The sequence below is a fragment of the Streptomyces sp. NPDC048473 genome (assembly GCF_043200155.1).
In the GTDB taxonomy this organism is placed as follows: domain Bacteria; phylum Actinomycetota; class Actinomycetes; order Streptomycetales; family Streptomycetaceae; genus Streptomyces.
In genome coordinates, this window is record NZ_JBICXE010000009.1 from 215,845 (window position 1) to 228,699 (window position 12,855).

Annotated in this window: 12 protein-coding genes; 3 read left to right on the top strand and 9 right to left on the bottom strand. The window is 69.6% G+C overall.

The window, feature by feature from the left end; genetic code table 11:
• Positions 1-599 precede the first annotated feature (599 nt).
• Genes ACGFU7_RS18290 through ACGFU7_RS18315 form a run of 6 tightly spaced genes read right to left on the bottom strand, consistent with a single transcriptional unit; the run spans position 600 to position 7,067 of the window.
• Positions 600-1,427: an ABC transporter ATP-binding protein gene (locus tag ACGFU7_RS18290; protein WP_393696986.1), complete on the bottom strand. Its 828-nt coding sequence runs from the start codon at positions 1,425-1,427 to the stop codon at positions 600-602.
• Positions 1,424-2,407 (bottom strand): ABC transporter ATP-binding protein, encoded by a 984-nt coding sequence (locus ACGFU7_RS18295; RefSeq protein ID WP_393696987.1) that lies wholly within the window; start codon positions 2,405-2,407, stop codon positions 1,424-1,426. Before ACGFU7_RS18295 ends, ACGFU7_RS18290 begins: the two co-directional genes overlap by 4 nt.
• Before the next feature lie 4 nt (positions 2,408-2,411).
• Positions 2,412-3,263, bottom strand: coding sequence for an ABC transporter permease (locus tag ACGFU7_RS18300; protein ID WP_393696989.1), 852 nt, complete (start codon positions 3,261-3,263; stop codon positions 2,412-2,414).
• Positions 3,260-4,207: an ABC transporter permease gene (locus ACGFU7_RS18305; protein WP_393697060.1), complete on the bottom strand. Its 948-nt coding sequence runs from the start codon at positions 4,205-4,207 to the stop codon at positions 3,260-3,262. Before ACGFU7_RS18305 ends, ACGFU7_RS18300 begins: the two co-directional genes overlap by 4 nt.
• Positions 4,208-4,213: 6 nt before the next feature.
• Positions 4,214-5,869 carry an ABC transporter substrate-binding protein gene (locus ACGFU7_RS18310; RefSeq protein ID WP_393696990.1) on the bottom strand — a complete coding sequence of 552 codons (1,656 nt, stop codon included), beginning with the start codon at positions 5,867-5,869 and terminating at the stop codon, positions 4,214-4,216.
• Between the two features lie 13 nt (positions 5,870-5,882).
• Positions 5,883-7,067: a C45 family autoproteolytic acyltransferase/hydolase gene (locus ACGFU7_RS18315; protein WP_393696992.1), complete on the bottom strand. Its 1,185-nt coding sequence runs from the start codon at positions 7,065-7,067 to the stop codon at positions 5,883-5,885.
• Between the two features lie 131 nt (positions 7,068-7,198).
• On the opposite strand from ACGFU7_RS18315, the gene ACGFU7_RS18320 reads away from it, so the two are divergent.
• Entirely contained in the window at positions 7,199-8,098 is a 900-nt protein-coding gene (locus ACGFU7_RS18320; RefSeq protein WP_393696994.1) for a MurR/RpiR family transcriptional regulator, read from the top strand.
• Between the two features lie 88 nt (positions 8,099-8,186).
• On the opposite strand, the gene ACGFU7_RS18325 is transcribed toward ACGFU7_RS18320, so the two are convergent.
• Positions 8,187-8,561: a hypothetical protein gene (locus ACGFU7_RS18325; protein ID WP_393696996.1), complete on the bottom strand. Its 375-nt coding sequence runs from the start codon at positions 8,559-8,561 to the stop codon at positions 8,187-8,189.
• A gap of 559 nt (positions 8,562-9,120) precedes the next feature.
• Complete coding sequence (locus tag ACGFU7_RS18330) at positions 9,121-9,657, bottom strand: helix-turn-helix domain-containing protein (RefSeq protein ID WP_393696998.1); 537 nt, start codon at positions 9,655-9,657, stop codon at positions 9,121-9,123.
• An 18-nt stretch (positions 9,658-9,675) separates the two neighbouring features.
• On the opposite strand from ACGFU7_RS18330, the gene ACGFU7_RS18335 reads away from it, so the two are divergent.
• Positions 9,676-11,019 (top strand): alpha/beta hydrolase family protein, encoded by a 1,344-nt coding sequence (locus ACGFU7_RS18335; RefSeq protein ID WP_393697000.1) that lies wholly within the window; start codon positions 9,676-9,678, stop codon positions 11,017-11,019.
• A gap of 63 nt (positions 11,020-11,082) precedes the next feature.
• Positions 11,083-11,271, top strand: a complete 189-nt coding sequence (locus tag ACGFU7_RS18340; protein ID WP_393697002.1) for a hypothetical protein — start codon at positions 11,083-11,085, stop codon at positions 11,269-11,271.
• Between the two features lie 294 nt (positions 11,272-11,565).
• Here ACGFU7_RS18340 and ACGFU7_RS18345 read toward each other — a convergent pair whose 3' ends face one another.
• Complete coding sequence (locus ACGFU7_RS18345) at positions 11,566-12,483, bottom strand: NAD(P)H-binding protein (RefSeq protein WP_393697004.1); 918 nt, start codon at positions 12,481-12,483, stop codon at positions 11,566-11,568.
• Between the last annotated feature and the right edge of the window lie 372 nt (positions 12,484-12,855).

Genomic DNA, 12,855 nt, shown 5'->3' on the forward strand with positions numbered 1-12,855 from the left:
CGACCACGCGTCTTTGCGCACTGCTCGTAGGCGGCACGGCTCCGGTTCAAGGGCGAGCCGGGCGTCGCGCAGGTCCCGGGGGAGTCGTACGCGGGCACATGTAAATGCCATGTTTATTCGAATATGTGGTTACGGGCACACCCTCCTCTTCCCGCCCAGCTACCGGCGACCGGATCCAGCACCTGATGCTCCGGCCGCCGTCGGGCAGGCCGGTACGGCCGAGGTGTCGTCGGTGCCGTTGACGAGCGAGGCCAGGCCTGAGCAGAGCGCCCGTGGCTTCGGGCGCATCGCTCCCCGTACAGGTATGACCGGATGTCGGTCGAAGATGACGCATCCCTTTCGACGGGGATGGGGCGTGAGGAGCCCTACATCATCCGCTACTGGGCTGAGTTCCTGCTGCCGGCAGGTCCCCCTTTCACTGTCATGCGGGTACCGACGAGTCAGGGCCTGTTCAGCCGTAGTCAGGCCCCGAGGACCGTGTGGAGTCCGGTGACGGCGGCACGGTCGAGTGGTGTGGCTGTGCGGCCGATCCGTAGCCGTACGGGCGGTGACGGCGTATCCGGCTGGTCCCACGTCATCCGCTGAGTTGGTTCAGTGGCTCAGGCCACGGCGGCCCGGGCAGTGACCGCATCCGCCGGATCCCAGCCGGCTCGTGGCACCGAGGCCAGCAGCAGCCGGGTGTACGGGTCCTGCGGACCGGCCAGCACCCCGGCCGTCGGTCCTTGCTCCACCACCGTGCCGCGGCGCATCACCAAGACCTCGTCCGTGATGTGGTGGACGACCGCCAGGTCGTGGCTGACGAAGACCAGGGCCACCCCGGTGTCCCGGCGGATCTCGCTCAGGAGCTGAAGGATCTGCGCTTGGATCGAGACGTCCAGCGCGGCCACTGCCTCGTCGAGGACCAGCACCTTCGGGCCTACCGCCAGCGCCCGTGCGATGGCCAGCCGCTGCCGCTGGCCGCCGGAGAGACCGTGTGGCCTGGCCTCCGCCTCCCGGACGCCGAGCCCCACCTGGTCGAGCAGCCCATCGGCCACGGTCTCCTCCCGGCCGTGCAGGCGCAGGGGTGTGGTCAGGCACTGGCGGGCGGTGAGCCGGGGGTCCAGGGAGACATATGGATCCTGGAAGACCATCTGGATCTCCCGGGCCCGTGCCAACCGGGCCTCCCGGCCGCGCGGGGTGCGCAGCGCGCGGGGCCGCCCGGAGACGGAGACGGTGCCCGCGTCGGGGCGTACGAGACCTACCAGCATCCGGGCCACGGTTGTCTTGCCGGACCCGGACTCGCCGACGATTCCGAGTGAGCCGCCCGCCGGGACGGTGAAGGTGATGCCGTCTGCGGCGGTGAGGCGGCCTCCGCCGGGCAGCCCGTATGTCTTGTGCAGTCCGTCCACGGCCAGCAGTGGTGCGGCCGCCGGCATTGCGGTGGTCATCGGTCACTCCTCTTCTCCGTGCCCGGGCCCGTCAGCACGGGCAGGCGGCGGCAGGTCGCGGCGCCCTCGCCGTCCAGCGGCACCGGCTCGGGCCGCCAGGTCGAACACTCCGGTTCGGCGTCCGGGCAGCGGTCGGCGAACTCGCAGCCGCCGAACGCGTCCGCCAGCGAGGGCGGGCGCCCCGGGATCGGGCGGATCTCCCGCCGCCCCTCCCCAAGCGTGGGGGAGCAGGCCAGCAGTCCCTTCGTGTACGGGTGGCGGGGCCGGTCGAAGAGGACCCCGGCGGGCTGCTCCTCGACGACCCGGCCCGCGTACATCACGTACACCCGGTCGCAGTACGCGGCGGCCAGTTGGAGATCGTGCGTGATGAACAGAAGGCCCAGGCTCCGATCGGCCCGCAGGGTGCGCAGGAGGGCGAGGATCTCGGCCTGGGTGGTGACGTCCAGGGCGCTGGTCGCTTCGTCGGCGAGCAGCAGCCTGGGCTCGACGGCCAGAGCGCCCGCGATCACGACGCGCTGGAGCATGCCGCCGGAGAGCTCGTGCGGGCGTTGGCGGGACCGTCGTTCCGGGTCGGGGAGGCCGACCGTGTCGAGGAGTTCGACAGCCCGGGTGCGGGCCGCCTTCCTGTCGAGTCCGGTCCCCGCCAGCCGTTCGACCAGGAAGTCGCCGATGCGGCGGACCGGGTTGAGAGCGGAGCGCGGGTCCTGGTGGACCATCGCGACCGTACGGGCCCGGTGCCGGCGCAGGGCTTCACCGGTGAGCGCGAGGACGTCCGCGCCGTCGACGCGTATCGAACCGGAGACGGCCGTTTTGTCGGGGAGCGTACGCAGCGCCGCTTTGGCGGTCGTCGACTTGCCCGATCCGGACTCGCCGACCAGGCCGACCACTTCGCCACTCGCCACCTGTAGGGAGACACGGTTGAGGATGGGCCGGGCGGTGCCGGGGAGTTCGAGGGTGAGGTTCTCGATGTCGAGGAGCATGCGGCTACCTCCTGCTGCCGAGTCGGTCGGCGGCCCAGACCCCGACGACGTTGAAGGACACCACGACGAGGGCGATGGCGACACCGGGCACCAGGGCCGGCAGGAGCGCGCCCTGGACGACGGCAGCCTGCCCCTCCTGCACCATCAGACCCCAGTCGGAGCTGGGCGGCTGGGCGCCGAAGCCCAAATAGGAGAGCGTGGCCAGGGACATCAGAGCCTCGCCGAACAGCACCACCAGATAGCCGATGATCGACCGGCCGAGGTTGGGGACGAGATAGCGGGCGCAGATCCGGGCTCCGCCCATGCCCTGGACGCTGTAGGCGTCGATGTAGGGCTTGCGGCATTCGGAGAGCGCCACCGAGCGGGTGTATTTGGCGACGGTCGGTGTGTAGGCGAGACCGAGCGCGAGCACGGAGGTCGTCATTCCGGCGCCGAAGACGGCAATGATCAGAACGGTGAACAGCAGCCCCGGAAAGGCGTACATGACGTCGGTGAGCCGGGAGACCACCGTGTCGACCCAGCCGCCGCGCCATGCGGCGAGTGTGCCGAGGGTGACGCCGAGGACAGCGGCGATGGCCAGCAGGAGGATCGGGGCGACAAGGCTGGTGCGGGCCCCGTACAGCACCCGCGAGAGCAGGTCCTGTCCGGAGGAGTCGGTGCCGAGCAGATGCTCCGGACCTGTGCCGGCCAGCGACGCGGAGAGGTCGATGGCATCGGGGGCGTACGGCGCGAGAAGCGGTGCGAGGAGCGCCGCCAGGACGACCATGACGAGCGTCCCGCCGGCGATCACGACACCCACCGGGCGCCGGTCCTTGCCGGTCTTCGGCCTGACGCGATCAAGGGTGAGCGCGCTCATGCGGTGGCCTCCTTCACCCGCGGGTCGAGCAGGGGGTGCACCAGGTCGACGAGGGTGGTCACGACGATGTATCCGGTGACCATGAGCAGGAGTACGGCCTGCGCGACGGGGAAGTCGTGGGTGTTGATCGCGCCGACGAGCAGCGAGCCGATGCCGCTGATTCCGAAGGCGGTCTCCACAACGACCGTGCCGGCCAGCATGCCCGCCATGACGAGACCGCACATGGTGACGATCGGGCCGAGCGCGTTGCGCAGGACGTGCCGGACCACGATCTCCCGCTCGCGGATACCGGACGCGCGGGCGACCTCGACATGGTCGGCCGCGCCCGCGTCGACCATCGACTGCCTGGTCACACGGCTGATCAGGGCGAGCGCGCCGAGCGCCAGGGACAGGGCGGGCAGCGTCAGATGGTGCACGGTGTCCGCGAATCCCTCGCCGCTGCCGGTCACCGGGAACCAGCCGAGCTGGACACCGAAGACCGCGACCAGGGCGATGGCGGAGACGAAGGAGGGAACGGAGGCAGCCAGGGTCGTGCCGCCGACGACCGCCGAATCGATCCAGGTGCCGCGGCGGACGGCGGCGAGCACGCCGGCGCCGACCCCGAGGACGGCGAAGAGCACGGTCGCGTACGCCACGAGGGCGAGCGTCGTCGGGAAGCGGGCGGCCAGCAGATCGGCGACCTGGTCGCTGTACTTGAAGGAGCGGCCGAGGTCGAGCTGGAGACAGTCGCCGAGCCAGCGCCCGTACTGCACGACGAGGGGCTCGTCGAGGTGGTACTGGGCCCGGACCAGTTCCAGCTTTTCCGGGGTGAGCTTGTCGCGGCCCCCGGCAAGGAAGACGGCGGGGTCGCCGGGTGCCGCGTACACGGCGGCGAAGATGACGAAGGAGGCGGCGAGGAGTGTGGCCAGCAGTCCGGCCAGACGCCGGGAGATCCGGGCGAGCACGCGCAATCAGCCCTTCTTCGAGCCGAGTTCGGCGGCCCACGGGTAGTAGAGGTAGGCCATGGAGGCGGGCGGCCCGGTCAGTTTCTCGTTGAGGACGAGGACGGACGGCACTTGGGCGACCGAGATCCAGACGGCGGCGTCGGTGAACGTCTTCTGGATGTCGACCGTGAGCTTCGCGCGCTCGGCGTCGTCGAGCGTGGCGAGCGCCTTCTTCACCTTGGCGTCGTACGCGGCGTCCTTGAAGCCGACCCAGTTGTTGGAGGAGCCGGAGAGCGCGTTGTCGTAGAAGCCCATCGGATCGGCCTTGGAGATGTACCAGTCACCGACCAGCACATCGATGTCCGCGCGGGCCTGCGGATCGCTGTAGAACTGCTCGAACTGCGAGGTCGGCACGGTCTTGATCTGCCCCTTGAGGCCGATCCGCTGGAGCGCGGCGCGCACGGCATTGGCGACGACGGTACGGCCCTGACTGGCGTCCGTACCGATCACGACCGGCTCGGTGCGATCGGTGCCCGCCTCCTTGACCAGGTTCTTGGCCGCGGCGAGATCCTCGGCGGTCGGGTCCGCGGGGGCGTAGGCGACGGCCTTCTGGGCGGCCTCGAAGACGGGCTTCTCGTAGCCCCAGGCGCCGGAGCCGACCGGGGTGCCCCAGGCCTGAACCATGCCGCCGTAGCCGGATGCGGCGATGCCCTTGCGGTCCAGCGCGAGCGAGAGCGCTCGGCGGATCTTCGGGTCCTTGAGTCCGCCGCGTCCGGTCGGGATGAGGACGAGGGAGGCGGTGGAGGGACCGTAGTGCTGCTCGATGCCCTTCTTGCCCCGGAGGGCCGCCGCGGTGTTGGGTGATTCGGCGTACGCGCCGTCGGCCGCGCCGGTCGTCAGGGCGTTGACGAGGGCGCTGTCGGCGGCCCAGCGGAAGGTGACCTGCTTCGTCAGAGGCCTCTTGCCCCAGTAGGTGTCGTAGCGCTCGATAGTGATCGAGTCGCCGGACTTCCAACTGCTCAGTCTGTACGGGCCGGTGCAGGCGTCGGGTTGTCCCGGCGTACCGAAGTCCTTGCCCGACTTCTCGACCTGCTCCTTGTTCCAGACGATGCCCGCGTCACCGGCAAGTGCCTTGAAGAACATGGCGTCCGGCGCCTTGAAGGTGATCGTGATCCGGCGGTCGCCGGTCTTCTTCATCGCGGCGATGTTGCCGAACTCGTCGCCCTGTTCCATGTCCGGGTCGGCGTGCCGCTTCAGGCTCCACAGCACGTCGTCGGCGGTCATCGGGGTGCCGTCATGGAAGGTGACATCGGAGCGCAGGGTCAGTACGAGGGTTTTGTCGTCCGGGGTTTCGGCCTTCTCGGCGAGGAAGGGCTTCGTCGACATGTCCGGCTGGAGCTGGTACAGCCGCTCGCAGACGTTGGTGAGGACGACGCGGCCCGCGCTGGAGCCCTGAGTGTCCAGGTCGAGCGAGTCCGGCTCGTCCTCCAGGAGCCAGTTGGCGTTGGTGAGTTCGCCCGTGGCCGGGGTGGTGGTCGGGGTGAGGTCGAGCGTGGCGGCGTCGGCGGCCCCGGCGCCGCCCGCGGTGTTCTGGGTGGCTCCGCTACAGCCTGCGGCCGCGACGATCGTCGCCGCGACAAGGCCCGCGGCCAGGGCCGTCCTTCTTGAAGAGGTGTGGGTCATCACTGAATTCCTGTCAGTTCTGGCCGTACGGGCCGTCGTAGAGGTTCCAGGGCAGGTGCTGGTACTCGCGGTCGCAGGGGGTGCCCGCGGTCACGTGGTAGTCACCGGAGGTGAGGTCGGCCAGGGAGGAGACGAGGGTGGTCCACTGCTCGATCACCGGCCGGCGCGGATCGGGGTGGGTGCAGAGGGATTCGGGGTGGCCGAGGTGATCCGACATCGCCTGACGGATGATCTTGCGCGACTCGTCGGGGCCGGTGGAGCCGCGCAGCGCCTTCAGTCCTTCCGCGGCGCGCGGGACACGGACCAGGGAATCGGACGACATGGGCCGGTAGCCGGCGGCGGCCAGCGGGGCGGGAATGCCTGCCTGGTAGTGGTTGCCGTGCACCAGCAGGCCATCGGTCGGATACATCCAGCCGTGCCCGGCCGGGGTGGTCTCCAGGTCGATGGCGAAGCCCTCGCGACAGGTGAGCAGGGCGTTGCTGGCGATATGGGCCCGGGTGCGGCAGAGCACGTCGAGGGCGTCGGTGATGTTGTTCTGGTCCAGGACACTTCGGCGTACGACGGTCTGGGGCAGCCCGATCGCATCGTTGAACCGGCCGCCGAGGCCGTTGGCATTGAAGGCGAGCCCGGCGGAGTTGGCGCCCTGCCGGCCGATCTGTCCGGCCTCGACCTGCATGATCAGGGTCGGCTTGGGAGGCTGGACGATCCTGATCATGACGACGGTGTCGGCGACGCCGGCCCGCCAGTCCCAGTTCTGCCCGGCGTAGACGTGCCCGTCGCCGCTGGCCTCGCCGTGGACGGCGAAGGAGGTGCAGCCCTCGGCGGGCTCTTCCTCGCTCGCCCGGCCGTCGGCTTCCATCTGCGCGAAGGACTTGTCGTAGATGACCTCGCCGCGGGCGTTCAGGGCGAGGACGTCCAGCAGGCCGACCCCGGCACCGTCCGCGATGCCCTGCATCTCGTCGACGAGGTGGGGTGCGTAGTCGCGTACCGGCTCCAGCCAGTGGGAGGCTCGGGCGGTGACCCGGTCCCAGGCGAGCCCGGCGGACTGACCGAAGGCCTCCTCGTAGTAGCCGAGCGCGGCGTGCAGTTGGGGCCGCACGGCCTCGCCGTACTGGCGCCCGCGCTGCAGCGGGCTGCCGGAGATCTCGATGACCGGGAGGACCCGGGAGTGGCCGGGGTCCGTGGGACGGGGTGCCATGCTTCTCCTCGCTCTGGAACGCACTCCGAACGGCGCCGAAGGATCACGGGAATCCTGTAACGTCGATTTCAAGACGCGTTCCCTTTGGAACGTACTGCCCAGGAACAGTAACGTCGGTCACACGGAAGTCAATGGTTGTAATGGAAATTCCAGAGAACGGGACCGGAGTGACTCGGCTGCGCGCCGCGATTCGTGATCAATGGGAGGGTCTGTCTGCATCTGAACGAGCCGTCGCGCAGCACTTGGTCAGCGCCCCCGTCGAGCAGTTGCTCTTCGCCAGCGCCCAGGAGCTGGGGGCAGCCAGCTCCACCAGCAACGCCACCGTCGTACGAGCCCTGCAACGCCTCGGATACGCGGGGCTGCCCGCCCTGAAGCGCGAGCTGGCCAACGACTTCACCGCTGCCGTCGCCCCCGAGGAGCGCCTCAAGCAGCGCATCGCGCATGTGGGCCGGGATCTGGAGTCCATCTGGACCGATGTCTTCGACGAGGCGCAGGACCGCATCGACCACACCAGGCGCCTCACCGAACCGGAGGCATTGAAGCGCTCGGTGACCGCCCTCGCCGAGGCGCACGAGGTGTTCTGTTACGGAATCGCCGCCTCTGAACCAGGCGCCCGCCACCTGGCGTTGGCGCTCGGCCGGATCGGCCGCCGGGCCCGCTTCGTCTCCGAAACGGGCTTCGCCCTCGCGGACCAGCTGCTGGCTCTGGGGCAGGGCGACAGCGTGGTGATTTTCCAGCCGGGGCGCCGGCTGGTGGAGCTGACCGTCATGATGGAGCGGGCCCGTGCGGTCGGCGCCAAGGTCGTACTGGTGACGGACGAGCTGGGGGAGGCGTATGCGGACCGTGTCGAGGCGGTCCTGACCGCGCCGCACACCCCGACCGGGATCACAGCGGAGTCGCTGACGGGGCTGCTCGTCGCGGACGCCCTACTGCTCGCGCTGGCCACGCTCGACGAGACCCGGGCGGTGGAGTCCTCGCACCAGCTCACCGCGTTGCGGGAACAGTTGCTGGATCCCAAGCGGCGGCTCTGAGGCGGCACGGGGGCGATGCGCTGCTTGACCTTGACGACGGGTGAGGCCCTGCACCGGGCGCGCTGGTGGTCCGGGTCGCCGCGGCACGTCAATGGACGAGTGCGGACGGGATGTCGCCCGCCGGCTCCAGCAGGTGCGCCCGCACGGCGCGCACGCGGTGGTGGTCGACGAGCGGGCCGCTGCCGGTGTCGATCGTCGAACAGCGCGAGCCCTGCGGCCGCGCCGTCGCCGCCGCGACCGCACGGTTGAGGGTGACCACCGGGCTGCTCGCCACCTGTCCGAGCAGGCCGTACAGGCCGAGGGTCTGTGGCCAGTCGGTGCCTGCGACACCTTCGGGCTGCTGGTGACCGGTTGCGGCCCAGGACGGTGGCAGCAAGCCGGGCGCGGGCGGTACGACCGGCGGGCGGGGTGCGGCCCGCTCGCACTTGGGGCGCCGGTGACCCGGCCGCCGCCGGAAGCGCACCTATGAGAAGCGGGATCGGCAGCCCCGTGACCGTCTGCCCTGTTTCAACTCGCCACCGAACTGTCCGCCGCGGTCCTCGCCCGCACTCTCGGCATCCACATCACTGTCGCCGTCAAATGGCAGCGAGCCGCATCAGGAGACTGGGCCGCCTACGCCGCCGACGTCAGCCGCCGGCCGCCACACGGGGATCGACGCCCTGCCGCAGGACAGCCTGACCGCCATATCCGGGTTCGATGAGAGAGGACATGCTGATGGGTATCTACGTCTCGGTCAGAGGATGGCTGGAGTGCGACGAGAAACAACTCGTTGCTGTCCAGGACAGCATCTCTTCCCAATCCGCGACAACCTCATCGCCCGTACTTCCGAAGCCGCGCGCGAGGGCTGGCTCGGCGAGGTCGAAGGACTCAAAGTCAGCCTCGCCGGCGCAGAGGGGAAGCTCACCCCACTCGACGCCCAGCAGGAACGCAGGTCAACGGTGCTCCACCTCGGTCTGCCCGCCTTCCCCCAGATCGCCGCCCGCGCCAACGGCACCCAGGAGCCCGCCCCATGGCCCATCCCGTCAGACGGCGCCTTCCTCGATCGGGAACAGAATCGGGCTGAGCAGGTACTGCGCACGGTCCGGCGCGGGCTCATTTTTCAGCCGGGGCACGATCACGCTGCGCAACTCGCTGATCATCTCGGCAAGCTCGTCCTGGCTGAGCCAAAGCGCATGCTGCCGATAGCCCACGGAGTCGGCCATCGGGTCGGCGTGATCTCGGTCGAGGTAGGCGTTGAACTCGGCGAGCAGGGCGGCCATCGCCACGGCGAACACACGGCGGTGGTCCTCCAGCGGCACCGACGCGACCGTGTCGGCGTCGATCACCGCCCGCTCCTGACGCAGCCGGTACCGGCGTTCCACAGCACCACGCACCCGCTGCTCGCCCTCCACCTCCAGGACACCCCCGTCGGCGAGCAGGCCGACGTGCCGGTACACGGTGGCCTTCGAGACGTCGGGCATCCGGGCGCACAGCTGGGAGGTCGTCAGCGTCCGCCCGCCGCGCATGGCGTGCGCGATCCGCAGCCGTACGGGATGTGCAAGCAGTTCCAGAGTGTCCACCGCCCTACTATCTCACTCGTGATACCGTTCTCAAACTTAAGAACAGTAGATGTGGGGGCATTGACGATGCGAACCGAGCCGGTGCCGACAGGCATAGCTGTCCTCGACATGGCGCAGAAGGGACGCTTCGCGGATATCCGCGACCTGTTCGCGCCGCCACTGCGCGCAAAAGTCACGGCCGATGCGCTCCGGGTCGGCTGGGCAGCCGCGTTCGGCCAGTACGGCCCGATCTCCTCCACCGGTGTACCCGTGAGCGAGCCGGCTGGGGCGGGGGTGGTCGCTGTGAAGATTCCCGTGACATGCGAGCGCCAGAAGCTGACGGTGGTGGTGTCGGTCGACGACGCGGGCCGGCTCGTCAACCTCCAGGTCGTGCCTGCCGTCGAACCATGGGAGCCGCCCGACTACGCGGACCCCGAGAAGTTCGATGAGCAAGACGTGACAGTCGGCTCGGGTCCACTCGCGGTGCCTGGCACACTGAGCCTGCCGCGGCGGTCGGGGCCTCGGCCCGCTGTCGTGCTGCTCGGCGGTGGGGGACCGTTCGACCGCGATATGACGATGGGGCGGAACAAGCTGGGCAAGGATCTCGCTTGGGGGCTGGCGAGCCGCGGCGTGACGGTACTGCGGTTCGACAAAGTTACGCACGCCCATCGGAGCGAGATTGCAAAGGTTCGCGACTTCACTATGGCCGATGAGTACCTGCCGCACGCGATCGCGGCCGTCCACTTGCTCCGGCAGCACCCGGCTGTGGACCCCGCCATGGTCTTCGTCCTGGGCCATAGCATGGGCGCCACCGTGGCCCCGCGCGTGGCGGCCGCCGAGTTGTCCGTTGCGGGGCTGGTCCTCCTGGCTGGCGAAGCGCAGCCGATGCACTGGGCCGCCGTCCGGGTGGTCCGCTACCTCGCGTCGCATCCCGAGACGGCCGCCCTGGCCGAGCCCGCCATCGAGGCGTTCACCAGGCAGGCGAGGATGGTGGACAGTCCCGACCTCTCCTCGTCGACGCCGACCAGCGAGCTGCCGCTCGGCATAGCTGCCCCGTACTGGCTGGACCTGCGCGACTACGACCCAGTCGACGTCGCGGCGGCCCTGGACAAGCCAATGTTCATTCTCCAGGGCGGCCGTGACTACCAAGTGACCGTCGCCGACGACCTGGCACGGTGGGAGGCCGGCCTCGCCGGTCGCCCGGACGTGGCGATCCGCGTCTACGACCCCGACAACCATCTGTTCTTCCCCGGCACCGGCCCGTCGACGCCTGCGGAGTACGCACCGGCGCAACACGTGGATCCGGCAGTCGTCACTGACATCGCCGACTGGCTGACGCGAGTCCTCCCGGAGCCAGCACACACCACGGTGGCATTCCGTTAGTTCAGAGAAGCCTGCCTGCGCTGCTCGATGCACCGGCCCGGCCCGGCTCAGCGGTTCCGTACCGTGGAGATCCGCGACAACCTCGTCGCGCGCATCGCCGAAGCCGAATGTGAAGGCTGGCTCGGCCAGGTCGAGGGCGTACAGACCAGCCTGGCCGGGGCCAACGACAAGCATGCCCGGATCGACCGGAGATCCCACAACGGCGCTACGGTCGACCTCGGCCTTCCCACCCTCCGGAACGAGGAACGTTGAGCGGCGACGCAGACCGTGACCAACCGATCCGGAACCTCGACACCTGCACCTGCCGCCTGCGAGTCCAACGGTTCCTGTCCCCGCGCGTGGTAGTGGGCTCAACGTCGGTGGTAGGGAAGGCTTGTGTGGGTGAATCGCTCGTCGTCAGCGGCGCTTGGCAGCCCGATCCTCCCGTGCTCGGATCCGTGCGATCTCCACCCGAGCCTGCGCGAGTACGCTCCGGAGTGCTCGCTCGCCTCTGTCATGGGGCCCCACCTTTCTTTGCGGGGTGTTCGGGGAATTCGTCGGGTCGGCTCAGTCGAGGTAGAGGTCCCGGCGCGCGGCCACGAACGACTCGATCGTCTGCGCCGGTTGACCGGTGATGCGTTCGACGTCGTGGGTCGCGCGGTCGTAACGGTTCTCCTGGTGCAATCGGGCCATGGTCTCGATGTGCTGCTCGGTGTGCGGCGAAAGTCCTGCTTTTGAGAGCACCGCAGCCGTCCACTGGTCCAGCGGGACGTCCGCATAGGACACCGGGCGGCCCAGCCCCCGGGAGAACTCCTCTGCTACGCCGTTCATGTCCATCGAGCGCGGCCCGGTCAGCTCGTAGACGTGACCCAGGTGTGGGGCCGGGTCGCGAAGCACGGTCACGACCACCCGTGCCACGTCGTCCGCCGAAACGGGTGACGTGCGGCCGGTGCCGAACGGCAGGGCGAGCGTGCCGTTCTCCCGGATCGAGTGCGCGGCGAGCGTGGTGAAGAGCGGGTTGTCGAGGAACATCGTGGGCCGTACGTGTACCACTGGCAGGCCCGACCAGTTCAGCACCTGCTCGGAGAGCCAGTGCAGCCGCTGCTGGTGCGACTCGGTAGTACTGGTGGCGGTCATCTGGGACACCGTCATCTGCGAGATGTCCACCAGGCAGTCGAGTTCGCCGCGTTCGCGTGCGACGGTGGCCACCACGGTCGCCGCCAGCAAGTAGTCCGGCGACACACTCATGCTGAAGTACATTCGGCCGGCACCGTCGAGGGCAGCCGCGACATCGGCGGGCCGGGTGAGGTCGCCGACGACCACCTCGGCGCCGAGTGCGCGCAGCTCATCCGCGCGATGGTCGTTGCGGTGCACCATCGCGCGCACCGGCACTGCCTGGGCCAGGAGCAAGTCGAGGACGATGCGGCTCACGCCGCCCGTGCCGCCACCGGCTCCCGTGACGAGAACAAGGTCGCTGGTAACCATCGGTGCGTCTCCTTCAGAGTCAAAGTCTTTGCTTCCGGGGGATGGCCCTCTTGCGCGGCGTACGCCTCGGAGCCATGGGAGAAGCATGGCTGCCCCCAGTGGCAGGCCACGGGTGCCGCGCGCTTCCGTGCCGCGCGTGTCCCGCGCGAACGCACGTGCCACGCGGTAGCAGGACGTCGCGACGGGGACGCCGACAGAGGCGAGGTAGGTGCCCAGAAGCTTGATGGTGAACGCTGCGGCAGCCGCCGGCAGCGTCAGCGTGAACGCCAGCGGGATGACCGGGACGGACACCACGCCCAGGATGGGCCCGGCGACGACGGCGGCGAGGAGACCGGCGGCTGCCGAGACGCCCGCGATCAGCCGGAACCGGTG